At 38.1% G+C, this 26,941-nt stretch carries 28 protein-coding genes; 18 read left to right on the top strand and 10 right to left on the bottom strand.

What is annotated here, in order from left to right; translation table 11 throughout:
• Positions 1–229: 229 nt before the first annotated feature.
• Complete coding sequence (locus AOB46_RS15755; RefSeq protein WP_062701091.1) at positions 230–574, bottom strand: zinc ribbon domain-containing protein YjdM; 345 nt, start codon at positions 572–574, stop codon at positions 230–232.
• Positions 575–958: 384 nt separating this feature from the next.
• Between AOB46_RS15755 and AOB46_RS15750 the strand changes: the two genes are divergently transcribed.
• From AOB46_RS15750 to AOB46_RS15685, 14 genes are all read left to right on the top strand, one after another.
• Positions 959–2,164 (top strand): RsmB/NOP family class I SAM-dependent RNA methyltransferase, encoded by a 1,206-nt coding sequence (locus AOB46_RS15750; RefSeq protein ID WP_062701089.1) that lies wholly within the window; start codon positions 959–961, stop codon positions 2,162–2,164.
• Positions 2,165–2,336: 172 nt separating this feature from the next.
• Positions 2,337–4,004, top strand: coding sequence for a GLPGLI family protein (locus AOB46_RS15745; RefSeq protein ID WP_062701087.1), 1,668 nt, complete (start codon positions 2,337–2,339; stop codon positions 4,002–4,004).
• Between the two features lie 324 nt (positions 4,005–4,328).
• A complete protein-coding gene (asnB, locus tag AOB46_RS15740; protein ID WP_062701084.1) occupies positions 4,329–5,999 on the top strand; it encodes an asparagine synthase B in 1,671 nt (556 codons plus the stop codon).
• A 257-nt stretch (positions 6,000–6,256) separates the two neighbouring features.
• The gene (locus AOB46_RS15735; RefSeq protein ID WP_241489228.1) at positions 6,257–7,099 is read left to right on the top strand and encodes a hypothetical protein; all 843 of its coding nucleotides are present in this window, start codon (positions 6,257–6,259) and stop codon (positions 7,097–7,099) included.
• A 128-nt stretch (positions 7,100–7,227) separates the two neighbouring features.
• Entirely contained in the window at positions 7,228–8,631 is a 1,404-nt protein-coding gene (locus tag AOB46_RS15730; protein WP_062701081.1) for an MFS transporter, read from the top strand.
• A 253-nt stretch (positions 8,632–8,884) separates the two neighbouring features.
• Positions 8,885–9,760, top strand: coding sequence for a pirin family protein (locus AOB46_RS15725; protein ID WP_062701079.1), 876 nt, complete (start codon positions 8,885–8,887; stop codon positions 9,758–9,760).
• 166 nt (positions 9,761–9,926) lie between these two features.
• Positions 9,927–10,238 carry a GNAT family N-acetyltransferase gene (locus AOB46_RS15720; RefSeq protein ID WP_062701077.1) on the top strand — a complete coding sequence of 104 codons (312 nt, stop codon included), beginning with the start codon at positions 9,927–9,929 and terminating at the stop codon, positions 10,236–10,238.
• A 45-nt stretch (positions 10,239–10,283) separates the two neighbouring features.
• Complete coding sequence (locus tag AOB46_RS15715) at positions 10,284–11,183, top strand: pirin family protein (protein ID WP_062701075.1); 900 nt, start codon at positions 10,284–10,286, stop codon at positions 11,181–11,183.
• Between the two features lie 29 nt (positions 11,184–11,212).
• The gene (locus AOB46_RS15710) at positions 11,213–11,752 is read left to right on the top strand and encodes an NADPH-dependent FMN reductase (protein ID WP_062701073.1); all 540 of its coding nucleotides are present in this window, start codon (positions 11,213–11,215) and stop codon (positions 11,750–11,752) included.
• On the top strand, positions 11,745–12,323 hold the full coding sequence (locus AOB46_RS15705; protein WP_062701071.1) for a TMEM175 family protein: 579 nt from the start codon (positions 11,745–11,747) through the stop codon (positions 12,321–12,323). Before AOB46_RS15710 ends, AOB46_RS15705 begins: the two co-directional genes overlap by 8 nt.
• Before the next feature lies 1 nt (position 12,324).
• Positions 12,325–12,543 (top strand): (4Fe-4S)-binding protein, encoded by a 219-nt coding sequence (locus AOB46_RS15700; protein WP_062701069.1) that lies wholly within the window; start codon positions 12,325–12,327, stop codon positions 12,541–12,543.
• Complete coding sequence (locus AOB46_RS15695) at positions 12,543–12,938, top strand: OsmC family protein (RefSeq protein ID WP_062701067.1); 396 nt, start codon at positions 12,543–12,545, stop codon at positions 12,936–12,938. The genes AOB46_RS15700 and AOB46_RS15695 overlap by 1 nt, the downstream gene beginning before the upstream one ends.
• 1 nt (position 12,939) lies before the next feature.
• Positions 12,940–13,227: a GNAT family N-acetyltransferase gene (locus AOB46_RS15690; RefSeq protein ID WP_185113876.1), complete on the top strand. Its 288-nt coding sequence runs from the start codon at positions 12,940–12,942 to the stop codon at positions 13,225–13,227.
• A 145-nt stretch (positions 13,228–13,372) separates the two neighbouring features.
• On the top strand, positions 13,373–14,932 hold the full coding sequence (locus tag AOB46_RS15685) for a sodium:solute symporter (RefSeq protein WP_062701066.1): 1,560 nt from the start codon (positions 13,373–13,375) through the stop codon (positions 14,930–14,932).
• Between the two features lie 237 nt (positions 14,933–15,169).
• Here the strand turns inward: AOB46_RS15685 and AOB46_RS15680 are convergent, their stop codons facing one another.
• Complete coding sequence (locus tag AOB46_RS15680; RefSeq protein WP_062701064.1) at positions 15,170–17,404, bottom strand: reprolysin-like metallopeptidase; 2,235 nt, start codon at positions 17,402–17,404, stop codon at positions 15,170–15,172.
• Between the two features lie 395 nt (positions 17,405–17,799).
• Between AOB46_RS15680 and AOB46_RS15675 the strand changes: the two genes are divergently transcribed.
• The 3 genes from AOB46_RS15675 (at position 17,800) to AOB46_RS15665 (ending at position 20,253) form a co-directional block, all read left to right on the top strand.
• Positions 17,800–18,318, top strand: a complete 519-nt coding sequence (locus AOB46_RS15675; RefSeq protein ID WP_062701062.1) for a hypothetical protein — start codon at positions 17,800–17,802, stop codon at positions 18,316–18,318.
• A 105-nt stretch (positions 18,319–18,423) separates the two neighbouring features.
• Positions 18,424–19,278, top strand: a complete 855-nt coding sequence (locus AOB46_RS15670; protein ID WP_262486718.1) for a transketolase — start codon at positions 18,424–18,426, stop codon at positions 19,276–19,278.
• A gap of 27 nt (positions 19,279–19,305) precedes the next feature.
• On the top strand, positions 19,306–20,253 hold the full coding sequence (locus AOB46_RS15665) for a transketolase family protein (RefSeq protein ID WP_062701058.1): 948 nt from the start codon (positions 19,306–19,308) through the stop codon (positions 20,251–20,253).
• A 93-nt stretch (positions 20,254–20,346) separates the two neighbouring features.
• On the opposite strand, the gene AOB46_RS15660 is transcribed toward AOB46_RS15665, so the two are convergent.
• The 8 genes from AOB46_RS15660 to AOB46_RS15630 form a co-directional block, all read right to left on the bottom strand.
• Positions 20,347–20,868 (bottom strand): hypothetical protein, encoded by a 522-nt coding sequence (locus tag AOB46_RS15660; RefSeq protein ID WP_241489227.1) that lies wholly within the window; start codon positions 20,866–20,868, stop codon positions 20,347–20,349.
• Positions 20,865–21,329 (bottom strand): hypothetical protein, encoded by a 465-nt coding sequence (locus tag AOB46_RS15655; protein ID WP_062701056.1) that lies wholly within the window; start codon positions 21,327–21,329, stop codon positions 20,865–20,867. The genes AOB46_RS15660 and AOB46_RS15655 overlap by 4 nt, the downstream gene beginning before the upstream one ends.
• A 65-nt stretch (positions 21,330–21,394) precedes the next feature.
• On the bottom strand, positions 21,395–21,937 hold the full coding sequence (locus tag AOB46_RS15650; protein WP_062701054.1) for a hypothetical protein: 543 nt from the start codon (positions 21,935–21,937) through the stop codon (positions 21,395–21,397).
• 195 nt (positions 21,938–22,132) lie between these two features.
• A complete protein-coding gene (locus AOB46_RS22960) occupies positions 22,133–22,666 on the bottom strand; it encodes a DUF4303 domain-containing protein (protein WP_082377175.1) in 534 nt (177 codons plus the stop codon).
• 109 nt (positions 22,667–22,775) lie between these two features.
• Positions 22,776–22,952, bottom strand: a complete 177-nt coding sequence (locus tag AOB46_RS23410; RefSeq protein ID WP_157845073.1) for a hypothetical protein — start codon at positions 22,950–22,952, stop codon at positions 22,776–22,778.
• Between the two features lie 17 nt (positions 22,953–22,969).
• On the bottom strand, positions 22,970–23,923 hold the full coding sequence (locus AOB46_RS15640) for a DUF3829 domain-containing protein (RefSeq protein WP_062701052.1): 954 nt from the start codon (positions 23,921–23,923) through the stop codon (positions 22,970–22,972).
• Between the two features lie 7 nt (positions 23,924–23,930).
• Positions 23,931–24,395 (bottom strand): hypothetical protein, encoded by a 465-nt coding sequence (locus tag AOB46_RS15635; RefSeq protein WP_062701050.1) that lies wholly within the window; start codon positions 24,393–24,395, stop codon positions 23,931–23,933.
• Positions 24,396–24,401: 6 nt separating this feature from the next.
• Positions 24,402–24,722, bottom strand: coding sequence for an import component protein (locus AOB46_RS15630; protein WP_062701247.1), 321 nt, complete (start codon positions 24,720–24,722; stop codon positions 24,402–24,404).
• 242 nt (positions 24,723–24,964) lie between these two features.
• On the opposite strand from AOB46_RS15630, the gene AOB46_RS15625 reads away from it, so the two are divergent.
• Positions 24,965–26,836, top strand: a complete 1,872-nt coding sequence (locus tag AOB46_RS15625) for a helix-turn-helix transcriptional regulator (protein ID WP_062701048.1) — start codon at positions 24,965–24,967, stop codon at positions 26,834–26,836.
• Positions 26,837–26,941: the final 105 nt, after the last annotated feature.

Genomic DNA, 26,941 nt, shown 5'->3' with positions numbered 1-26,941 from the left:
TAGTTTTTGACTAATTAAGATAAACAAAGACATTTTCCTATTAAGCTTCAAATCGAATTCATCATTGCCATCAGTGAAAAATATTTTGCCACTCATGCACTGATACAATAATTCGTGCATGAGTGGCAAAAAGTATGGATAGAGACTCTAATTTTAGATTTTTTTCAGATCCAAAAAAAATCTTTTTATCCGAAGCCAAGCAATTGTCAACCGCCAAAAGCCAGCTGTACTACGCTTTCTTCACAAATTCCGATTTCAGGGCCATAGCACCAAAACCATCAATTTTACAGTCAATATTATGATCACTTCCCGGACGAAGACGTATATTTTTCACTTTTGTTCCTGCTTTTACAGGTTTTGGAGCTCCTTTTACCGGAAGATCTTTGATCACCACTACAGAATCCCCATCCATAAGCTCATTCCCGTTTGAATCCAGGATTTTTCCTTCATTAGCAGCTTCCGCAGCAGTTTCTTCAGGATTCCATTCATAGAAACATTGGGAACACACCATCATATTATCGCTCGGATAAGTAAATTCAGAGCTGCATTTTGGACAAAGTACAGTATCACTCATATTTTTAATTTTTTGCAAAGTTAATTTTTTATATTCTTAATTAAAATTTTTCAACCATGAGATATTTTTTATTGCTTTGCTCTTCATGGATGTGAAAAACAAAACATGCTGAATGGTGAAGATCAATATCCGGCTGGAAATTCAGCACAATAAAAAAATTACTGCTCACAAAATCACCAAAGTCAGTGACCGTAAAAATATTGTATCCGGAAACCATTTTCCTTGTTCTATCTTAAAACATTGCTAAAGAACAGATCTTAACATACGGCAATAAGGATTTCAGATTGTACCGGAAAAGACAGCCAATTAAAAGCACTTATATTCATTTTAGGGCTTGTCATTTAAAAATTGTACTTTTGCAGATTCAAAACAGCAGACCCAATTATGGAACTTATTCACAGAAACCTGGCGATCGGAATTCACGATGCTTTGCAGGAAACATTTTTCGAGAAAAATAAATACGCCGATAAAGTAATCGAAAGACTTTTAAAAGCTAATAAAAAATGGGGAAGCCAGGACAGAGCCGTTGTTTCTGAGATCTTCTATAATATCATCCGTTGGAAAAGACGTCTTGAATATTATATGGGAGAAGGGGTAAAACCCAACAACATCTATAAACTTATTCTTGCTTATCTGCTTTGGAGCAAGACCAACTATAAGAAATTTGAAGAGTTTGACGGGATAAAAATCGCAGATATTCTTACCAAACTTAAAAAGAATACGGTTCCTACCAAAGCTATTGAACATTCTATCCCTGAATGGCTGGCTGAGACTCTGGAAAAAGAACTGGGTTCCGGCTGGGAAAAAGAAATGCACGCCCTGAACGAGCAGGCACCGACTGTTTTAAGAACCAACACTTTAAAAACATCTACCAAAGAGCTTATTTCTGATCTTGCCGATGAAAACGTGGTTTCTTATCCTATTAAAAACTACCCGGATGCCGTACAGCTGGAGGAAAAGAAAAATGTATTTCTTACCACAGCTTTCAAAGAAGGATTGTTTGAAGTTCAGGATGCTTCTTCACAGAAAATCGGATATTTCCTTGATGTAAAAGAAGGCCAGAGAGTAGTAGACGCATGTGCAGGAGCCGGTGGAAAGACTCTTCACCTTGCTGCATTAATGGGAAATAAAGGACAGATCATCGCTTTAGATATTTTTGAATGGAAGCTTGCAGAGCTGAAACGCCGTGCCAAAAGAGCCGGAGCTCATAATATTGAAACCCGCATGATTTCTGACAATAAAGTGATCAAACGCCTTCATGAAAAAGCAGACCGTCTTCTGATTGATGCTCCATGTTCAGGACTGGGGGTTTTAAAAAGAAACCCGGACAGCAAATGGAAAATCGACCAGGATTTCATCGACAGAATAAAAAAAGAACAACAGCAGATCCTTCAGGATTATTCTAAAATGCTGAAAAAAGGAGGGAAAATGGTGTACGCCACCTGCTCTATCTTGCCTTCAGAGAACAATCTTCAGGTAGATGAATTCCTTAAAAACAATCCGGGATTCAAAATGATCAAAGATGAAAAGGTAATGCCAAGTACAGGATACGACGGATTCTATATGGCACTTATCGAAAGAGTTTCGTAAACCGGATTTATCAATACCATATAAAAACTACTCTATTTTCAGGGTAGTTTTTTTGTTTTTTAAAGTTATTATGTAACATCAGAACATTCAATCTCTACTCATTAATCACGTTAACGGTTTTATTTTTCACGCTGTAAAGTCTATTTTTATCTTTATAGAAAATGATCTCATTATGCATAAAAGAATTCTATTAAGCTTCTTCAGTCTCTTTTTATTCTGCCTGATCTCCGCGCAAACCTATGAAATTCAGTATACCAGCTCCTATAATGGCAAGGTAGTGTCTGACCAGCCTCTTACCCTGGTATGGGCCAATGAAAAAGAAAATTTCATTCTGAACCAGACTATCCGTGAGCAGAAGAGCAGCTATCCGTTTGAGATCACCAAAGTGGAAAAGCCTACCAATACTATTGTTTCTTATGCATTTCTGAAACCGGGGGAAATTATTTCTTCCTCAGATGCGGAATCTGTGAAAAAGCAGACTTTTGAAATGACGGATGAAACCAAGAAAATCCTAGGCTATACTTGTAAAAAAGCAGTCACTAAAATCAATTCCAATACCATTGAGATTTGGTACACGAATGACTTAAAAATCAATGGCGGACCTTCTGTTCTCGGACAGAATTTAGGATTGGTACTGGAAGTTGAAAGAAACAAAAATTCACTGATCACGGCCACCTCTATTAAGAAAGTGAAGAAAACGGATATTGACCAGATCGTCAAAGGCTCAGTACAGTCCACTGATCTTTTAGGCTATAAAGATCTTCTGTGGAAAAGCCGTTTCACTACACTGAAAGTTTTTGAAAATGAAACGATCAATTTTTCAGATGAATCCAAATCCAATGAAAGCATAAAGAAATTCGCCAACGGAACAATTATTCTTAAAAAAATAAAGTTCCCTGCCCTCAAAGAAGGAGAAAATATCTTTATGGAATTAAGACAACAGTCCAACGGTGATGCGTATGACAGAACCGGAACCGTATTCTTCATTCCGCAGGATAAAGCTGTTTCTTTCTTTGACGGATTGGAAAAAGGTGTCAAAACACTTCCTGCTTATGATAATGGAAACGGAAAACAATATTTTGGTGTAGCTGCTGACGAAAACTATAGTCCAGCTGTAGAAATGATGCGTTTCTTTACCGCATTCGGCATCCAGAAATTCAATCATATCCAACTCAAAGGGAAAGACTGGCAGACAATCAGCCCTTTCCGCCAGGATATTACGGAACTGAAGCCTTCCCTTTCCGGAAAAGAACTGTGGGTAGGCGCTTTTATAGGCAATTACGATAAAGGCGGCCACAGAGTAAGCCTTGAAATTACCATTCATAACAGCGATCAGACTGTTCATAAAAACAATACGGTCATTCCTCTTTTCAATACTTTGAACATTATGGAAATGGCCGGGCAGAATTATTCCACGATGTTTGATAAGGATAAAGGTCTTTTTGTGGAGTTTACTTTAAAGAAGGAACTGAAAAACGCTCAGCTCCGTTTCACAACAACAGGACACGGAGGCTGGGAAAACGGAGATGAATTTGTTCCCAAAGCCAATTCTATCTGGCTGGACGGGAAAATGACCTTCTCTTTTATACCTTGGAGAGCAGACTGCGGATCTTACCGCCTTTATAATCCTGCCTCCGGTAATTTTCCTGATGGCCTTTCCTCATCAGACCTCAGCAGATCCAATTGGTGTCCCGGGACAGTTACCAATCCCAATTTTATTTCTCTCGGTGATCTGAAAGCGGGTAAACACAGTATACAGGTGAAAATTCCGCAAGGTCCTACAGAGGGTATAAGCTTCAGTTCCTGGAATATTTCAGGAGTTTTGCTGGGGTCCCAATAAAACAAAACCTTCTTGCAAAGAGAATTGCAAGAAGGTAAAAACACAAATGATGAAAAAAAATTATTTCGAGCCACAAAGTAAGGGCTAAAATTCATATAATAAATTACCATATATTAATAATTATTTCATTTTTATTTTGTATAGAGTATACACTAGTGTCCGTGGAAACGAAAAATATTAATCAAATACACCAATATCAATTTTTATAGTTAATATTTTTCATTAAAATAAATAAATTGATTAAAAATATTAACTTTTATTTATTTTTTATTGTTATTTTTAAACATCACCTTTACTTTTGTTTCAAATAAAAAATGATAAAAAATGTGCGGAATCGTATGCTTGTTTGATGCTAAACAAAAAACAGAAATATTAAGGCCTCAGGTCCTGGAAATGTCAAAGAAAATCCGTCACAGAGGCCCCGACTGGAGCGGAGTGTTCCAGAATGACCATGTGATCTTTTCTCATGAAAGACTTGCGATCGTAGATCCGGCTTCCGGAAAGCAGCCTTTATTTACCAAAGACGGAAAAGTAGTTTTAGCAGTAAACGGCGAGATCTATAACCACAGAGAACTGAAAGAAGAGTTTCCTGATTTTGAATTCCAGACTCAGTCTGACTGTGAAGTGATCCTTGCCTTATACAGAAAATACGGGAAAGATTTCCTTGAAAAGCTGAACGGGATCTTTGCATTCTCTCTTTATGATATGGAAAACGGAATATATCTTATTGCCCGTGACCATATGGGAATCTGCCCCCTTTATCAGGGATGGGATAAAAATGGAAACTATTATGTAGCTTCCGAGTTAAAAGCCCTTGAAGGCATCTGCAAAACCATTGAAACATTCCTGCCGGGACATGTGGTTTACAGCCCGGACGGCCCTGAACTTCAAAAATGGTACATCAGAGGCTGGGAAAGCTTTGATCATGTAAAAGAGAACAAAACAGATATCGCCGCAATCAGAAAAGGGCTGGAAGATGCCGTACACAGACAGCTTATGAGCGATGTTCCCTATGGGGTACTTCTTTCCGGAGGACTGGACTCGTCTGTTATTTCAGCCGTAACCGCCAAGTTTGCAAGACAGAGAATTGAAAGCGGAGACACCCAGGAAGCCTGGTATCCAAGACTTCACAGTTTTGCCGTGGGACTGGCAGGTTCTCCCGACCTGGCTGCAGCAAAAAAAGCAGCAGAACATATAGGCTCCGTACATCATGAAGTGAACTTCACCGTTCAGGAAGGGCTGGATGCTGTACGTGATGTAATCTATCATCTGGAAACTTATGATGTAACCACCATCAGAGCGTCCACTCCAATGTATCTTCTGGCAAGGGTAATTAAATCTATGGGAATTAAGATGGTACTTTCAGGGGAAGGTTCCGATGAACTGTTCGGAGGTTACCTGTATTTTCACAAGGCCCCGAATGCTAAAGAATTCCATGATGAAACGGTAAGAAAGCTGAGCAAGCTACATCTTTATGACTGCCTGAGAGCCAATAAAGCCCTGATGAGCTGGGGAATTGAAGGAAGGGTACCTTTCCTTGACAAAGAATTTATGGATATTGCCATGTGTATTAATCCTCAGGATAAAATGATCAGTGCAGCTGAAGGAAAAATTGAAAAATGGGTACTGAGAAAAGCTTTTGAAGATCTTCTTCCTGATTCCATTGTATGGAGACAGAAGGAACAGTTTTCAGACGGCGTTGGTTATTCCTGGATCGACACCCTGAAAGAAGTTGCTGAAAAAGAAGTCACTGATGAAATGATGGCCAACGCCAGATTCAGGTTTCCGCTCAACACACCGCAAAATAAGGAAGAATATCGTTACAGAACTATTTTTGAAGAACATTTTCCAAGTGAAACGGCAGCAGCCACTGTTCCGTCTGTTCCGTCTGTGGCCTGCTCCACTCCTATCGCTTTAGAATGGGATGAAGCTTTCAAAAAAATGAATGATCCAAGCGGAAGGGCGGTTAAGGTTCATGAAACATCCTATGAATAAGTGAATGGGCAATGGCCAATCCCGCTGTGCTCATGGATTTACGGACACTGTTTTATTCGTCATTGACTTTGTGAAGAAAAAATTAAATTGACTATTGACATTAATCATTACAATGTATTTTTCAGTTCTACCGGTCTAGTCTTCAAAGTTATAATTATCAATCCTGTAGCAATACAGGATTTTCTTTTGAATTAACAATAACAATATCGACAGAATTTAACTGACAATCAAAAATAATATCTAATAAATAATTATATTTGGAAAACGAAAATATCAATTATAAAAAAATGAGAAGAAATCTTACTGTTTTATTTGCCTTATTATCCATAAGTTTTGCTTTTGGACAGGGAAAATATGGCAAATACCTGAACTCAAAAAAGCTTGCTTTAGCTTATAAAAGCGTAAAAGATTCTGATAAAGACGATTATTATCAGCAATTTTACTGGCTGGTAAAAGCTGAACAGCTTAAAACGTATCCTCACCTTAAAGATGTAAAGCCTGCTGTTTTATATGAGTTTGTAAAAAAAGTAAATCCTCAGAATCCTACCAAAAAATTAGATGAAAGAGGAAAAGAGTTAAGAGCAACAGCTGAACTATCTTTGAACCAATATTTCAAAAATAAGAATTTCACCAACAATTCTGTACTGATGTACAACCTCGAAACCTATGTAGATCCTTCCAAAGGACAATATTATACTAAAGTAGATCCTGAAAAGATCAAGGAACTGGTTCCGAAAGAACTTTTTGCCTTCAACTCTCTGAACAGAAACTTAGGCGAAGAAAAAACCTATTACCTATGGATTGATAAAAAGAAGGACAATTTCAATATCGTAGACATTATTCCGGATGAAAAGGAAGACAAAGCTTTCTATACCAGATTGAGACAGTACCTTCCAAACTATAAATTTTCTAAATATGTTCCTACAGTAAAAAAAGGAAATAAATCTGATAAAACAGATGTTGACTATTACTATATCATGCCGTTTGAACAGAACACTGATAACATAGAATACAAAACCAAGGATTTCAAAACTTACATCTTAAGCCAGTACCGAAAAGCCGGCGACGAATGGAAAGGAGTAGAAAAACCAAGAAAATAAATTAAAAAGTCCTGTGAAAATTCACAGGACTTTTTTAATTTTATAAGGAATTCTTTATCTAAAGATCAGATCACTTATATTCAAAATAAATAAGCCTGAATGTCGTTGACCATTTCGGCCTGTACATTATGACAGAATCAAGCCCACAACAAACAGCTATAAAGAAGATCCTACCACTGATTCTGGCGACTGCCATTTTCATGCAGATGCTGGACTCCACGATCCTTAATACTTCCTTACCATCCATCGCCAGGGACCTCAACGAATCCCCGCTGAATATGCAGAACGCTATCATCAGCTATGTTCTGACATTAGCTGTGTTCATGCCGGCCAGCGGATTTCTGGCAGACCGGTTCGGAACCAAAAAGATATTTATATTTTCACTGGTCCTGTTCAGTCTGGGATCTTTATTCTGCTCTCTTTCACAAAACCTGACCCATCTGGTTATTTCAAGAGTTATTCAGGGGGTTGGAGGAAGTCTGATGACCCCGGTTGGCAAACTGGCCCTGATTAAGACGTTTGACAAGAACGAGCTGCTTAAAGCGATGAACTTCGCTATTATCCCTGCGCTGATCGGGCCTGTATTAGGGCCTTTGGTAGGAGGTTATATGGTAGATTATCTTTCCTGGCACTGGATTTTCCTGATCAATATTCCGATCGGAATTTTAGGGATTATTTTAGGATTAAAATTTATGCCAGACTATAAATCCAATGATGTAGATTTTGACCTTAAAGGCTTTTTAATTTTTGCTGCTGCTTCTCTCCTTCTCTCCATTTCTTTAGAGCTTTTCGGAGATATACAGAATATAAGCCCGGTGCTTTTAATTTTCATTCTCGGATTTTTATTTCTTTACTATTATTATAAACATGCCAAAAGAGAAGGAAATCCTATTTTCCCTTTAAACTTATTTCAGGTAAGAACATTCAGAGTAGGAATTGTAGGAAATCTGGCTACCCGTTTGGGGATCAGCTCGATTCCGCTGCTGCTTCCTCTCATGATTCAGATGGATTATAAACAATCGGCGGTTACTTCCGGATGGATTATTGCCCCCATGGCTTTAACCGCAATATTCGGTAAATCTTCCGTTATTAAAATCCTGAACCGTTACGGCTACCGCCAGACCTTAATGGTAAATACATTCATCATCGGAACCCTGATCTGCCTTCTCGCCATTCCGGATATCCATACATCTTTATACTGGTTTGTCCCTATTATTGCGGTATTGGGATTCTTCAACTCTATCCAGTTCACATCAATGAACACCATTTCCATTGCAGACCTCAGAAATTTTCAGACCAGCAGCGGAAACTCTCTTATATCAGTCAACCAGCAGCTCGCTATTGGCTTTGGAATTGCTTTTGGACTGATCGTTTTAAAACTTTTTGAAAATTCAGATTTAATTAAAGGCGAAACACATAATGCCTTCCGTTATACTTTTCTTACCGTAGGAATACTCACTATTTTATCAGGATTGATTTTCAGGAGACTGCATATTTCAGATGGAAAGAATATGAAATCGAAGGAGGAATAATTCCTGTATCTGTCTTCATTTTTCAGGATAATTTTATGTTATCTCCCTTATTAGCCTGTAGTAAATTTTATTTAAAAATGCTAAGAACTTTTAAAAGTCTTTTCTAAGCAAACTCTTAACAATATCATTAAAAGCAGCTTACAGGCTCATTTTTCCGGCTTCAGCCTTTTAACCTGCTCCTCTTCGAACTTATCACAGATCAATGTGTCCGGATTTTGTCTGTCGTATTTTTGTTATATAAATCAACAATATTATGGCAACTAAACAGGTAGAAATCGTAGTATCTCCAAGACCTGCGCATTTTGTAGGCGACGGTTTTAGAGTTCATAATTTTATTCCGGGTGCAGGCAGACTGGATATGAAGAGAATGGACCCTTTTATTATGCTGGATTACAACTCAAAATTTCACTTCAACGGTTCTGAAAGGCCAAGAGGTGTGGGCGTTCATCCTCACAGAGGCTTTGAAACAGTAACCATAGCCTATCAGGGAAAGGTAGAACATCATGACAGTGCCGGAGGCGGCGGAATTATCGGTGAAGGCGACGTACAGTGGATGACCGCTGCAAAAGGGGTTCTGCATAAAGAATATCATGAAACTGAATGGTCTAAAAAAGGAGGAATTTTTCAGATGGTACAGCTTTGGGTAAACCTTCCGGCCAAAGATAAAATGAGCAACCCAAAATACCAGGCTATAGAAAATTCTGCCATGGAGCGTGCAGATCTGGGAGACAACGGATTAGTAGAAATTATTGCGGGAGAATATAACGGATACACCGGTCCTGCTGAAACATTTACCCCCGTGAATATGATGAATGCCAAATTAAACGCAGGCGGAAAAGCAGAGTTCAGCTTCCCGGCACATTTTAATACGGCAGCCCTCGTTATTGAAGGAAGCATTACGGTAAATGGTGAGGAAAAAGTTGCTGCCGACCACTTTGTTTTATTCAAAAACGAAGGGGAGACATTCAGCATAGAAGCAAATGAAGACTCCGTTATTTTAATCATCAGCGGAGAACCAATCAATGAACCGATCTATCCTCACGGACCCTTTGTGATGAATTCAAGGGAAGAAATCATGCAGGCTTTTGAAGACTTCAACACCGGAAAATTCGGATACCTGGAAGATTAAAAGAATTAAATTTATCTTAATCTTTGATTATTCCTTTTTTACTAACTTTATATAATGTTAGGGTAAAACTAAGAATTAATACCAACAAACCTGACGGGTTTCAGAAACCTGTCAGGCTTAATCTTCAGATACAAAATTGATATAACTTTTCTTTACTACAAAAATTATGAAACCAGAATTTGAAAATATACCCCTCGTAAAAACTGATAAAAGATTTGAAATAGAAGTAAACGGGCATTTTGCTTTTATCGATTACCGTGAAATGGGCCACCAGATTGCACTGGTGCATACAGAAGCAGAACCTGAACTTGCAGGAACCGGTGCCGCAGCAGCTGTTGTGGAGAAAACCCTGAACTACATTGAAGAACATGAAAAAAAGCTTCTTCCCTATTGTCCTTATGTTTTTGCCTATATTCAGAAGCATCCGGAATGGAAACGCATTGTGGATGAAAGATTCAACGGTTACGACAAGCTTTAGTCAGATTCAAACAAATTAACAAACAACTAAAACATTTATTTTATTATGTCAAATATCGGACTCATCATAGAAGAAAAAGCCGCAGATATAGGAAATTTCCTGGTAGGAAGACTTCTTCCTTTCCGTGAAAAAAGAGCAGTAGGTCCTTTTGTTTTTATTGATCACATGGGGCCTTCTGAACTTAAAGATTACCAAAATCTTGACGTTCCGCCTCATCCGCATATCGGATTGTCTACTCTGACCTATCTGCTGGAAGGATCTATTTTCCACAGAGACAGCATCGGCAGCGCCATTGAGATAAAACCGGGTGCCGTTAACTGGATGACTGCCGGAAAAGGGGTTGTACATTCTGAAAGAACCCCTGAATACTTAAGACACAGTGATAAAAGGCTTCACGGATTCCAGATCTGGGTAGGTCTTCCGAAACATCTGGAACAGACAGAACCTACTTTCCATCATATTGAAGCAGATGAAATTCCTGTATGGGAAGAAGACGGAATCCAGTATAAACTGATTGCCGGTGAAGCTTTTGGCAGAAAGTCGGCAGTTCCTGTTCACAGTAAATTATTTTTTATCGAGATCAAAACCAAAGAACCGAAGAAAATAAGCATCGGTAAAGATTTGTATGGTGAAGCAGCCATGTACGTCCTGGACGGAACCGTAACCACTGACGGGAATTCATACGGCTCTAAACAGCTGATGATTGCCAAAGACACTAAACTTTGCGAGTTTGACATGAGTGAAAACGGAACAGTTTATCTTTTCGGAGGGGAACCTTTTGATGAGGAACGTTTTATATTCTGGAATTTTGTGAATTCAGATAAAGAAATGATTGATCAGGCCAAAGTTAACTGGAACGATCAGAATCATGATGCTTTCCCACTCGTTCCGGGAGATGAAGAAGAATACGTTCCGCTTCCCAAAGCCATTTTAAACAGAAAATAAATTCAGTCCGGAACTGATTATAAAAAACCATGAAAATAGCAGCATTTGCAGGAAGTACGTCTTCCACTTCCATCAACAGGGAACTGGTAAAATTTGTTCTGAAAGATTTTCAGGATGAGGAAATCCATTTAATTGACCTTAATGATTTCAATATGCCGGTTTTTTCCGTAGATCTTGAGAAAAAAGGATTTCCTGATGAAGCGCACCGGTTTTTAAAAGTAATTGAAGACTGCGATGTAATTATCTGCTCACTTGCGGAACACAACAGATCGTACAGTGCCGCTTTTAAAAATGTTTTCGACTGGGCTTCAAGGATCAATGTAAAGGTATTTCAAAACAAGCCTATGCTGTTGATGAGCACTTCCCCCGGAGGTTATGGCGGAGGAAATGTAATGAATACGGCCAAGACATTCTTTCCCCAGTTTGGGGCAGATATTAAGGAAACATTCTCACTTCCAAAGTTCTACGAAAATTTTGATCTGGAAAGCGGCGTAATTAATCCCGATATGCTTGCTGAGCTGAAAATGAAGATAAAAGACTTTAAAAATCAGGTAAAATCTAATGACTAAAGGACGGCTGGAAGCGTTCAGTGATGGTGTTTTAGCAATTATTATCACCATTATGGTCCTTGAGCTAAAGGTACCGGAAGGCAGCAGCTGGGCCAGCCTTAAACCCATTATGCCTAAATTCTTAGCTTATATTTTCAGTTTCATCTATGTAGGAATCTACTGGAACAACCATCATCACCTGTTTCAGACGGTAAAAAAGGTGAACGGAAGTATTCTTTGGGCCAATTTGCATCTGTTGTTCTGGCTTTCCCTGATGCCTATTGCCACAGAATGGATAGGAACCTCTCATTTTGCTGAAAATCCTGTTGCCACGTATGGTTTCGGGCTTATTATGAGTGCTATTGCCTACACCATTCTTGAGCATGTGATCATCCGCTGTGAAGGGGAAAATTCAAAACTGAAGGAAGCAATTCACTCTAAACTGAAGGAATATATTTCAATCATATTTTATGTTTTAGGAATCGCCGTTTCATTTTTTTATCCTTATATTGCCATAGGTTTTTATTATATCGTGGCTCTTATATGGCTGATTCCGGACCGAAGAATCGAAAAATCATTAAAAGAAAATTGATATGGAAACACATGAATACCCTAACGGCAGTATCACTGTCATCTGGCAGCCCCAGAAGTGTATCCACTCGGGGGTCTGCGTAAAAATGCTTCCCAAAGTCTACAACCCGAAAGAAAGACCCTGGATAAAAGCAGAAAACGCAACCCCGGAAGAACTTAAAAACCAAATAGATCAATGCCCTTCTGGAGCATTAAGTTATAAATTCAATACAAAACAATAATGGCAGTAACCGTAAAAGCAATTTTAGGAAAAACAAAATATTATACTGAGGTAACAGCCGGAGAAAACAAGATCATTACTGATGAGCCTACCGACAAAGGCGGGCAGAATAAAGGGTTTAATCCTTTTGAAATCCTGGCGACCTCGCTGGCAAGCTGTACGGCTGCTACTTTAAAAATGTATATTGACAGAAAGGAATGGGAAGTGGAAAACATCAATGTAGAAGTAGAGCTTGAAAATTTCCCACTCACCAAAAGAGCTGTATTCAAAAGAGACATCAGTTTTGAAGGCAATCTGGATGACGAGCAGATAAAAAGACTCCATACCATTGCAGATGCCTGCCCTGTTCATAAAATTTTAACCAACGACATAGAAATATTAACTAAATTCTCATAATATGATCGAAGTAAAACAAAACAACGACGAAAAACACGGAAGTTTTGAAGCTTTCATAGATGGAAGACGCGCAGGAATAATGACCTATACCTGGGCAGGAGAAGAAAGATTTATTATTGACCACACTGAAGTGGAGGAAGCCTATAACGGAAAAGGTGTAGGTAAAGAAATGCTTCTGGCTGCAGTAGATTTTGCCAGAAAGAACAATAAAAAGATTATTCCGCTATGCCCTTTCGCAAAAGCAAGCTTTCAGAAGAGTGAAGAACTCCAGGATGTTTTAGTGAATTAATTGCTATTTTCGTCTTTTATCATACCAACCTTCCGGATATTACTCCGGAAGGTTTTTTCTATATTGAGGTTATCCTATTATTTTTGAATCATGGAGGTTTCAGCAGAACAGAAAAAAACTATATTTGCTAAAATTTAATTAAAGCATGAATTCAGGAACGATCCTTTTGCTATTTGTTTTTATTTACTTCATCGGTCTTCTGGTGATTTCTTATTTTACCAGCCGAAACTCTGATAATCAATCGTTTTTTATCGGCAACAAAAAAAGTAAATGGTGGCTTGTTGCATTTGGAATGATAGGAACCAGTTTAAGTGGTGTTACCTTTATTTCGGTTCCGGGAACTGTTGGAAAAATGACGGGCTCGGAATATATCTACGGTGGTTTTGAGTATTATATGATGGTAATTGGATTTTTCATCGGATATTTTATTGTTGCCGCCATACTACTTCCACTCTACTACAAGATGAACCTGACTTCCATTTATACCTATCTGGGGAAAAGATTCAATGTGGAAGCTCATAAAATTGGTTCAATATTTTTTATCATTTCCAGGGCCATTGGAGCAACTGCAAGACTCTACCTGGTTGTGAATGTCTTACAGATATTCCTGCTTGAAGGTCTGGGAGTTCCTTTTTGGGCAACTGCCCTTGTTCTCCTCCTGATGGTGCTTTTATATACTTTTGAAGGCGGTGTAAAGACTATTGTGATTACGGATACATTACAGACATCATTTATGATCATCAGCTTAGTAGGCTGTATCATCTATATTTTGTCCAATCTCAATTTATCTTTTGGCGAAGCCTACGCTATCCTGGAACAGAAAAATTACACTCATTTTGTGAATTCTGACCCTAATTCCAAAACCTTCTTCCTTAAAACGATTCTGGGTGGTATTTTCATTACCATTGCCATGACCGGACTGGACCAGGAAATGATGCAAAAGAATATTTCTGTAGACAACCTTAAGAATTCTAAAAAGAACATGCTGACTTTTGCAGGAACGCTTCTGTTTGTAAATCTCGCATTCTTGTTCCTGGGAGGTCTTCTTTATCTTTTTGCCTTACAGAATGGTGCGGAATACGGGCAACTCAACGGGGAAACCATTACCAATATCTTCGGATTTAAAGATTCCGCAGGGAATATCAAAAATATTATGGGGGATGATCTTTTCCCGGCCCTGTCACTTCAGGGATATTTTCCAATGGCTATTTCCATTATCTTCATCATCGGGCTTATTTCAGCGCTATTCCCTTCTGCGGATGGTGCATTAACAGCGGTAACAAGTTCATACTGTGTAGATCTTCTTAATCTTAATGAGGATAAAACTAAAACCGAAAAAGAGAAAAAACGTCTGCGTATGAAAGTACACCTGATTTTCACCGTAGTATTTTTCATCCTGATCATGGTGTTTAAAGCGTTGAATGACAAATCTATTGTTTATCTGATCATGGAAATTGCCGGTTACACTTATGGACCGTTATTAGGGCTTTTTGCTTTCGGAATTTTCACCAAATTCCAGATCTCAAGAAAATATTCAATCCTGGCAGTAACCATTTTAGCACCTATCGTTACGTATCTGATCAATTTAGCCGTTACAACGTATACGGATTACCGGATCGGTGTTGAACTGATTGTTCTTAACGGACTTCTGACCTTCATCGGTTTATGGCTGGTGAAAAATAAACAGTATTTAAAGGCTGTTTAATATGGAAATTTCCGGATAAAATCAAAAAGAGTAATTCTTATTGCTCTTTTTTTATGCTCTTACCTCAGGAAAAATGACAGTGAGGAAATATCAGTAGACTTAAGCCAGAAAACAGGATTAACTTAAACTGTATAAACATCAGGATTCTCTCAAAAATTTTTGTACACATTGTAAAAAAGGCTGTTTTCGCAGATTGGAAAACAGCCTTTTTCATAAGGTAATTTTTTCAGGAACTGATTATTCTTTAATCCATTTTACGGTTTTATCCATATCTTTTGTTTTAATCTTAATCAGGTAATCTCCTTTTACCAATTGAGACAGGTTGAAAGTTCCCAGCTTATCGGCATTTAATTTATTATTCAGCTGGCTGAAAACTACTCTTCCGCTTGCATCATATATCAGAACATCGTATACATCGTTTTGATGGGTAAATTTAATATTAAGAAGGCCTTTGCTTGGATTAGGGTATACTACAAATACATCCTCTTTATCTTTTTTTGTTTCGTCCACACCCAATACACGGCTGATGGTAAAATCAACAGGGTTGATATTAAAGAAAACATTACCCACTCCTGCTACCATAATTCTGGCTTGTGTAGTATTCACATTAGGAACTGTAATCACCTCTGATCCGTCGTTAGGAGTAGAGGCTATAATGGTTGTTGGATATGTTAGCCCTCCGTCTGTCGAAAGTAAGATACTTACATTAGCGCAGCTTACAGGAGCAGCCGTTGTATTGGCAACATTCCATGTTATTGTCTGAGACGAATTCCCGTTCCAGTTTACAGCTGTTGTAGGTGCCGTAACTGTGAATGGTCCGGAATTATTATCAACAGTAATAGTTGCATCATCATTAGCCACCCCGGCACATCCTGCATTATTATCTCTCACAGTGAGCCTGAACGCCATTGTTCTTCCATAAGAAGGCAGAACTTCTCCTTTGTTTGTCGTATTACTGATGATATCTGTAATTTTTGGGAAATATCTGTAAGGAACTGTTACGGGCATAAATGACCTGAACAGCGCAGCATTTCCTGTTGGGGCATTCCAGTTTCCTGCAGGTCCTGCATCGTTTTGTTCCCAGCAGTAGGTAAGCGCTGTATTTTCAGCATCCGTTGCAGAACCGGTCAGTTTAAACGGGGTACTTTTCGGAATGGTGTAATTATTTCCTGCATTCACTACAGGAGCTGTATTGGAAACAGGATTGGTCACCTGACATGAGATTGATTCAACTTCTTCAGTAATAGATTCAAATGAATTGGTATGAAAAATAGGAATACTATTGTTGGCTAAATTATTTGTAGTGCCGCAAATACCGGCATAAGCCATAATGGTAATTCCACTTCCCGGCTCTACGGCAGTGGCAGCACTACGATTACCACCACCACAGCTTCCTGTTACTGCATTAAAAGTATGAGGCGCAGCAAATTGATGTCCTACTTCATGGCACACATAATCTATATCATAAGGATCACCAACCGGATTGGAAGATCCGGTAATCCCACTTGCTTTGTAATTAGCATTACATATGCCTGAGCCGGCTAAACCGCCACCACCTGTGCTAAAAGTGTGCCCTATGTCATAGTTAGCTGCTCCTATGATGGAATTAATCTGGGTCTGGCTTTCGTTAATCAATGTATCTGCATCATCATTTCCGTTAAAAGGATCTGTAGCCGGATCTGTGAAAATAATGCTGGTTTCATTAGCAATTAAAATTAATCTAACAGCAACTTCCTGCTCATATACTCCATTTACCCTATTTACCGTGGTTACAATAGCTGATAAGGTTTGAGCAACAGTAGGGGAAGTTAAGCCTGTAGCCGCCCGTGCATATTCTCCTGTACAGGCTATTGCAAGACGAAAAATTCTAATTTGATTACCTACGCTTGGTGTTACGGTTTTTTGTCCGCTTTTTTTTTCCGGCAGAAAACCCTCATCTTTCGTTTCGCATATTCTGGGATTTTTATTAATTAAATCCCCTTTTTTGTAAACGATATAATTATTGACATCATTTTTTGCATAAGGATCAATATACGTATCTCCTGTGACTACGGATTTTATCTGAGCATGAAACCCAAACTCTGTAATATCCAGTTTTACGGTTGCGTACTGATCATCAACACCCTGCCCTGTTAACGTAACTAACTGAGGGAACTTTTGAGCTAACCCGGGATCCATTACTGAAGACTTCCAGATTTTGAATTTCGCTTTTGTTCCGTCAGGCATTGGCAAAACAATGATTGGTGCATTATTTTTAAGTTCGTTGTCATTCAGTTCCGGAACTGAATTAAAATAACTTTTTATCCCGGCCATATCCAGTTTGTAAGTAAGATACTTTTCAGGCTCTATAGCCCTGTTTTTAGGATCTGCCCTAATGGATTTTTCACTGATCGCGGCAAAAAAATCCTGAGCCTTTCCCAAAGAAATGGATATAATGAATATCCCTACATAAAATAGCTTTTTAATTTTCATATTAAGTGATTTTAATTTTTACAAAGTATAGTTTAAGAAATAAAAAGACAGAAAGCCTTCCTTATGAAAAGTTAACAATTTAACTTCGTAACAATTATTAATTAAGCAAAATTAAACAACTTCAATGTTAAAAAAAACATAAAATTAACATTAATTAACAAAAGCAACCAGTTTTAAATTTTAATTAAATAAAAATCTAAATTATTACCAATATGATGTAAAATATCAATCAAAAAAATGCATTTTTCAGCTCTTGTTTTAAGGTTTTCTCTTTATTTTTTAATCCTATTTTATCCTTATCTGCCAGAATAAATTATCCAACAATTCTATAACTGCATCTATTTTGAGTATCTTTGAGGCAAATTATTAAAACATCAAAACAGGAATTACAACTTATGAAAAAAATGATCTCATTTCTTGTACTGCTCATCACTTTTGGCTTTATGAATGCGCAGGAAAACTTTGAAGTATCCACTTTAAGAATCGGCCCATATAAAATCTTTATGGAAAAAAGCGAAGCTGAGAAAATAGCCGGTACTTCTATCAAACTTTCAACAGGGGATGTAAAAAACACGGTAAAATATAACGGTGAACTTATTAATATTGATGTTTTTGAAGGCTACGGAGGCGAAGCAAGACCCAATGCAGTTACCATTACCGGATTAACAACCACCAGTAAAAAATTTAAAACCAAAAGCGGAATGGGTGTAGGAAGCACCCGTGATGAGCTGATCAATACCTACAAAAATTATCCTACGTTCAGTATCCGTCCTGAATTTGACGATAACGGCAAACGTATTAAAGATGCAGGATATTTTAATCTTGAGGATTATGATGCAGGGACAGAGCTGACTTTTAAATTTGTGAATAACATTGTTACGGAAATTACCGTTTACGTTAATGAAGGCTGTTAAAAGCAGGAAATATTCAAATAATTCAAAATCCGGATCTTAGGTCCGGATTTTTCTATTTCCATAAGCCATTAAAAAATTGTAAATTCGCGTGCAAATAAATCAGATATAATGAGTAAAAGTATTGAAGAGCTAAAATCTCTTACTACGCAGATCAGAAGAGACATTTTAAGAATGGTTCACGCTGTAAATTCAGGACACCCGGGCGGAAGCTTAGGCTGTACGGAATTCTTCACAGCGCTTTACGGGAAGGTAATGAACTATAAGCTACCTTTCACTATGGAGGGCAAAAATGAAGATCATTTTTATTTGTCAAACGGACACATTTCTCCGGTTTTCTATTCGACTTTAGCAAGATTCGGCTTCTTTCCGGTGGATGAACTGAGAACATTCAGAAAGCTGGATTCAAGATTACAGGGACACCCTACTACTCATGAAGGGCTTCCTGGTATCAGAATTGCTTCCGGTTCCCTTGGACAGGGACTTTCCGTAGCACTTGGTGTAGCTGAGGGAAAAAAATTAGACGGTGAGCAGTCTCTTGTTTACTCTCTTCACGGAGACGGCGAGCTTCAGGAAGGCCAGATCTGGGAAGCTCTGATGTATGCTGCTGCTAAAAAAGTAGACAATATTATTTCTACTATTGATTACAATGGACGTCAGATTGACGGGGATACAGATGATGTATTAAGTCTTGGAAATCTTCATGCCAAGCTTGAAGCCTTCGGATGGATTGTTCTTGAAGAGAAAAACGGGAATGATCTTGAAGCTGTTATCGCTATTCTTGAAAAAGCTAAAACAGAAACAGGGAAAGGAAAACCTGTAGCCATCATCCTTCACACTGAGATGGGCTACGGAGTAGATTATATGATGGGGACTCATGCATGGCACGGAAAAGCTCCTAATGATGAGCAATTGGATACCGCATTCAAACAATTGTACTTAGAAGCTCCTGCTGATTACTAATTCTTAATCCCGATAAAAAAAATAAAAATGAAATTTACATATACAGAAAAAAAAGATACACGTTCAGGATTCGGAGCCGGATTAGCGGAACTTGCAGATAAAAACCCTAATGTAGTAGCCCTTTGCGCAGACCTTATCGGTTCTTTGAAAATGGAAAAATTCATTGAAAAAGCGCCGGAAAGATTCTTTCAGGTAGGTATTGCTGAGGCGAACATGATGGGACTTGCCGCCGGTTTAAGCATTACAGGAAAAATTCCTTTCACGGGAACTTTCGCCAACTTCTCTACTTCAAGGGTTTATGATCAGATCCGTCAGTCTATCGCCTATTCAGGGAAAAATGTAAAAATCTGTGCTTCTCACGCAGGGCTTACCCTGGGTGAAGACGGAGCTACCCATCAGGTTCTGGAGGACATCGGTATGATGAAAATGCTTCCGGGGATGACGGTAATCAATCCATGTGACTACAACCAGACAAAAGCAGCTACAATTGCTATTGCAGAGCATGAAGGTCCTGTATATTTACGATTCGGAAGACCAACTGTTCCTGTATTTATTCCTGAAGATATGCCTTTTGAAATTGGTAAGGGAATCATGCTTCAGGAAGGTACAGATGTAACGATTGTTGCAACAGGCCACCTGGTATGGGAGTCTCTTGTAGCAGCTGACGAGCTTGAAAAAGAAGGCATTTCCTGTGAGGTGATCAACATCCACACCATCAAGCCTCTTGATGAAGAAATCATCTTAAAGTCTGTGGAAAAAACAGGAAAAATTGTAACAGCTGAGGAGCACAACTATCTTGGCGGGTTAGGTGAATCTGTTGCCGGAATGCTGGCCAGAAGAAGACCTACAAGACAGGAGTTTGTGGCAGTAAATGATACTTTCGGAGAATCTGCCACCCCTGCTGAGCTGATGAAGAAATATAAGATTGATGCTGCTGCTGTAAAAGAAGCAGTGAAAAGAATTTTAGCCAACTAGACTTCTTTGATCATTCAATAAACGACCCGGGCTGTTCCTTCGGAACAGCCCGGGTTCTGTTTTCATCGTATTGTTTTTCTAAGGTTTATCTTGTTAATGACCATCCCTCTGATTGAAAGAAATTCCCACAGCTTCCAGGACGGGATACAGTATATCCCTGATATACTCTTCCTCTCTTTTTTCCGAAACTTTGGAATTGGAAAAATAATTACTGATCCTGTAGCTTTTCACAAACTGGTTTCTTTTTTTCCCGATCGCATAGAAATATCCGCCATTGTCTTCATTGATAAAGTAAGTCATCTCATCAAAGCTCATGATCTTTTGGGTGAGAAGCAGCTTTCTGTAGATACACTTCTCAGATTTATCAAAAATATATTTTACAGGAATCCGGAAAAACAGTTCAAAAAGGAAGTAGACCATATATATTATCCAGAGCCCGGCAGTGATTCTAAACTGGTCACCGGACATTGTATCCATAAAATAATAAACAATAACAGGAAGGGCAATAATTCCTGATCCCAGCCACCAGACCAGCGTTCTCAGGAAGTAATAATTGGGCATAAAGCTTATCTGGTTACCAAACTCTTTGAATTTATAACGGTCAGCTGCATTCATCTCCTGCTTTCATTAATTCCCATAATGTCTTCTGTTTCATTTACCATTTTCTGAATTCCTCTTTGGGTAAGAGATTGTCCGATCGTCAGCTTTTTGTTTTTTCCGTCTACTTCGAAATGTATGGACAGCATTACATTTATTGTAATAAAGCCCATATACCGGGTCGTATATACTTCAAAATTGGTGAAATCCTTAAAAGAATAGGTTTTCGCCGGAACAAATACGGTATGCTTCCCCGTAATGGTTTGTCTTTCCGGGTCAATAATAAACTTTTTGGTAAAGAAATTAACAATGATCAGCACTCCTACGGCAGCCAGAAATAAAGCAAATAAAGGCATATTCAGCCTGTAAACCATTACAGCAGCGGCAAATATCAGCACCGTAAGTATGGTAATAAATACAGGCTGATTTTTAAATACATAAAGGTTTCCGTCCTGTTTGTAGTGCTTGTATGTATTCATAAATACTATTTTGTTTATGGTTGTAAAGTAATATGATGATGTGTTTTTATGTGTTTTTTATCATTTTAATTTTCCCGGGCAATCTTTCTTCCGATAAATTTCTCCAGTTCCAGAAACATCTCTTCAATAGGGAGTACCAGCAGATCCGGATGATTTTTCAGCCATCGGGAGTTTAAAGTGACCAGATCTTCTTCCAAGCTGTAAAATGCACTATTTTTCAGTTTATCCCGGATCTCATTAGGGCCGAAATATTCACTTTTCAGGAATTTCTGAAGTTCACCCTCTTCCAGGTCTTCTACTTTTGAGGATTGCTCATTGAATAATTCCAGATGTTTCTCAGCTCCCATTTTTTTGAGCCCTTCTTTAATGACCTTATTCAGTTGCGGAGACCATCCCGTATTCCACACAAACTGGGAGAAGTTCCCATTTCTGTATTGTGAAAGATAATAATCTACATAATAGCTTGCTACAGCGTCTTCATGAATGTTCCCTATATCGCTCCCTTCTTCCTCTAAAAGGTTCACCACGGAAATATTAGAAAAAATAACATCATAAGGTTCAGTACTGTTAAAAGAGGTCTCAGATACAATGATTTTGTTTAGTTTCATAAGTCTGTTTTTAAAATGTTTTCATGGTTATCAGTTTTTATTTTAAGAGTGGCAGGAAGCCGGAAGTTACTTTTTATTACAGGTATTGAACGCAGTAAAATCAAATTACTGTAAAAAGAGAGACAATTATTAGTAATAACTTTCATAACTCCCCTCTTCCGGCTCCAAACCTGTATACATTCCAGCCTTCTGCTTTTAATAAGCTCCCCAGGTATTCATCCAGCCCAGATATTCATCTTTATAGGCATTATCATTAAGTCTTACAATCATTTCTTTTTGTTCTTCTTTTTCAAATTCATAATCTGAAACGGTAAAGATCAGAAAAACATCTTCTCCGGTGATCTTCCTGAAGAAATCTTCATTTTTCAGCTTTTCCAGCACTTCAATACAGGTTGAATAAAGCTTATTCTGAAATCCTGCAAACCATTCATCATCTTCATGCTGATCCAATATATTGCGGAGACTGCTGCAGATTTCATCAAACTCCTCTTCTGCTCCATCCATTTCATAAGCCCATTCGGCGGGCTCATATTTATAGTAAAGAAAGTCCTCTTCATCTGCTTCTTTCAGGTTTTCCATGGAATTGGCGGCCGGGCAGACCGTCATTGCTCCTTCATCACTGTATAAAGCAAAGCTGTAGATCTTTTCAGCGCCGTGTTTCTCGTATACTTCCAGAAATGCTTTCTTTGCAGCATCTTCAATTTGTTGTTTCAGGTCTTCAAAATTCATATTTCTTTTTTTAGCAGCAGACAAAAATACTTTTATCCCGGGAAATCAGCTTATTCAACCCTGTAAAACTCCAGCCGGTTTCATGATTATGGCTACTCATGTTTATATATTATCGGTTTTTGTTATACATAATCAAGCCCGGAATGATAATGGCCACTGCCAGAAGCAGCGGTGGCAGATCTCCATATCCGAATAACCAGGAAGTTTCCTTAGAAGGGCCTATTTTAACGACTACAGTAAGACAAAATCCAATGATAATTAAAATAATACCTAATGCTTTTTTCATACTATTGTTTTAAGAGATCAGTCAACGAAAGTATTATATCGGTCAAGAATGTATCCGGCCTCTCTTTCCAACTCATCAAGGTCATCGTTGAGGCTTTCACTGTTTTCATTCAGGCTGCGCTGTGCGATACGCATTTTACCGAGAAAATCATTTACTGAGTTATTAAATGCAAGGTAACTGCTTTCTTTCTGTTTTTCATTGTAGGGAATCTTTTCCTCCATATTCCGTGCATATAACTTTTCCATTTGCTCATACTGCTGTGCAAACAGCTTTTTATAAGCATCAACGTCTGTAAAATTATAGGAATCATCAACAATCTTCTGGCTCAGCTCCATTATTTCTTTAGACTGAAGAATCTGATCTTTAAGTGGATGATTTTTAAGAACCTCTACCTCTGCTTTATCTGCTCTCGGAGCAAGTTTTGTAAATAATTCATTTGCTGCAGTACGGTTTTCTTTGATCAGCAGGGCTGCTTTTTCACGCAGCTCAGAAATCTTCTTTCCTTTATCATCTTTCCAGTCTTCGGCATCTTTATAAGATTCCAGTTCTTTTTTCTGAAGCTTTAATTCGGAGAATGTACGGATCATTTTATCTACAAGAACCTGATAATCTTTGCCTAATACATCCGGAACCTTCATTTCATTTTCCGCTCCCATCATGATGGTGGGCGTAAACAGAGGTATCATCCCGGAATACTGCGGATTAGCAAGGGCATTTTTAACATATTCATCCATCTGGGTAAGGCCATCCTGAAAATTTTTGATAAATTCGGCATGGACGTCATCCATCTTCACTATTTTATTATTAAAAGTAATAATATCTCTGTTTTCATCCCCCGAATTCACACTGAAAGGATTTACCTGCTTTGTATGGTCCTGTGAAAGCTTATCTTTTATTTTATCCAATTTATCACAGGATACGGCAGAAAGGCTAAATATAAGCACTCCTGCAATGATTGCCGTTTTTTTCATAGTTTAATTATAATAAGGTATTTTTATTAAGATCTTCCAGTTCATTGACAATTTCCTGCATGGTCTTCTTCCTGAAAGACTGTGAAATTACCGGGCGTTTAAAATCGGAAACATTTTTAAAACTGGCATACAGAAAACATCCTAAAGGAATAATTCCCATGCGGATAGTCTGTAGTTCAAATCCTTCAAATTCATGCAGATTATAGGTAAGCTCCCTTCGTTTCAATCCTGTATTCGCCACCGTTAGGAGCTCTGAAGCAGGATCAAAATAAACTCTGGGTGGAATGAAAGAAATAATCGTTAGCAGCAAGGAAAACAATAACAGGATAATTCCTGTTTTCTGGTAACTGCTGTACATGAGTACCAGAATGGAAATTAAAACCCACATCAGTACAATGATATGCGGTAATGACCTATACTGTTTCACCAGATAACCTGTTCCTTCCCTCTTCAGATGTTTAAATTCTCTCATGCCGGTTTATCCGATGAATGAAAATTTATCTTCAGACATTTTCCCTATAAAAGGTAATGGTTTCTGAGCTTCATTGGCTGCATTAATAATTCCGATAACAGCCAGTATTAATGGAATAAAACCCAGTATACCCAAAAGGCCAATGTGAGTAACAGCCATTAATATTCTGAGAATAATTCCTAATACGAATGAAAAAACAGCCAGCCCCAATGCCTGTTTAAGATGATACCTTAAAGCTCCGTCTGCTTTTTCTTTTCCCATAATGAAAGCGACAAACCATCCGATCAGGGTAATGTACGATACAACCGATAATGTTTTGCTGTTCATGATAAAAAGTTTAAAAGTTAATATTTCTGATGTGAAATTTATTCCCGTCAAAGGTGCAGCATAAAAACAGGAAAACACTTTTTTCTATGCCTACAAAATATCTTCAACACCTGTCATTAGTGACTACAAAACGACTACATATTTACATAAAATATTAATAATCAACATATTAAAATTTTATTTACATTTTTTAATTCTGCTTGCCAATTGATCAATGTCTACAATTTTTGTACTTTCACCCTATGAAACTGAAACACTCATTTTTATCCTTCCTGTTTTTAATCTCCGGCATTATCTGTACTGCCCAGAATACATTTATTGACGGTCTCAAAAGTAAGCTGACCCAAAACAGTATTTCAGCTTCTGAGAAATTTAAGATCTATAATGAGCTTACGGAATATTACAGAATCAGTGATCAGTATTCTGAAGCTGAAAAATATGTGCTTCAGCAGTTAAAATTAGCTCAAACCGAACATGATGATGCAGAAGAAGTAAAAGCTCTGTCACAGAAAGGAATCATACTGCTCAATCAATCTGAATATAGCAAAGTTCCTAAGATTATTGATGTCGCAAATGCCATTGCACAGAGAAGTAAAGATAAGACGGCAGCCCTGTATGCTGCTTATCTCAATATTTATTACCATAATACATTAGGCGATTCTGAAAACACAATTAAGCTTATCCAGACAACACTTTCCGAAGTAGAGAAAAATCCTTCTGAAATTCTTTTAAACGCTAAGCTGAATTATCTCCTTTACGGAATTTACGCTGAATGGAATGATGCAGAAAGCGCTACCCGTTATGCCCAAAAAGCAATAGACCAGACTGAGAAATCAGGGAATAAAAATATGCTGAGCTCGGCGTATTCGGCCATGGCTGTATGCTATTCTTTCCGTTATGAAAAAACAGGTGACCTGAGGGATTTAAAATCTGTTATCGAAATGTGTAAAAAAGCTGTTTCTCTTTATCATCAGTTTCCCGGACATGTTTCAGACTATACCCATTCACTGGCCTTGCTGAATCTTACTAATTATTATCTGAGCTATCCAACGATTACCCCGGAAATCCGGCAGGAAATTCAAAATAATACCAAAGAAATATTCAGCCTTACCCAGCATAAGACCTATAATCAGAACATCCGGGCCGGAGCCTTTGGTATATTGAGCGCCCTTGCCATGAAGGATCAGAATGATGCACTGGCTGAACAGTATCTTCTGCAGGCTGAGCAGTTGCTCTTAACACAAAAGCCGATATACTACCACGTTATGATCAACGTAGTTACTGATCTGGCCAGACTGTATCTGAAGCAGCAGAACTATCGGAAAGCCTACGAATATCAGTCTAAATTAACAGAATACAACAGCCTTCTGTATGATGAAAACCAGGTTGAAACCGCTAAAAGACTGGAAGCACAATACCAGTCCCGGAAAAAAGAATCTGAGCTGAAAGCCCTGAATGAAAAAGCCGACAGCCTGAAAAAAGAAAAATTCTTATATATAGGACTGGGAATCATAGGATTGATCGGAGCATTTTTTATGTTCCGTTCTTATCATTACAAACTGCGATATTCCATGGAAAGGGAGGAAAAGCTTAATACGGAGAAACACGAAGCCGAAATGCAGGTAAAGCTTCAGGAAGAAGAACAGGCCAGATTAAAGGCTGAACAGGAACTGCTTACCCTTCAGCAACAGAAACTTCAAAGTGAAGTTCTGGCCGGCCAGCTTCATATCCAGCACAAAAATGAGGTTCTTCAGCAGCTTCAAACCCAGCTATCTGATACTGATATTAATATTCATCAGGTAGTAAAAGATGAAAGCCGTGTAGATAATGATTTTGAAAAAACCACATTCAGAATTCAGGAACTCCACCCGGATTTCTTTAAAAACATCAATGAAAGAGCCCGGCAAAAGCTTACCGCGCTAGATCTGAAATACTGTGCCTACATTTATCTCGGCATGGAAACCAAGCAGATCGCTCATCTGCTGAATGTAGAGCCCAAAAGTGTAAGAATGACCAAATACCGCCTTAAAAAGAAGTTCGGGCTGGATGAAAACACAGCACTGGACTCTTTCTTTCAGGGAGCATTTCCTCAAAATAATACAAGATTAACTTAATATGTATGCACATTTTGCATACATTTTTATTTTCCAGATTTATTGCAATATTGTACATAAAAAATACATTATACACATTTTGCAATTTTCTTAATTTTTTACTTT

It is taken from the genome of Chryseobacterium indologenes, from assembly GCF_001295265.1.
In the GTDB taxonomy this organism is placed as follows: Bacteria; Bacteroidota; Bacteroidia; order Flavobacteriales; family Weeksellaceae; genus Chryseobacterium; species Chryseobacterium indologenes_A.
This window is presented reverse-complemented; position numbering and strand designations above follow the sequence as displayed.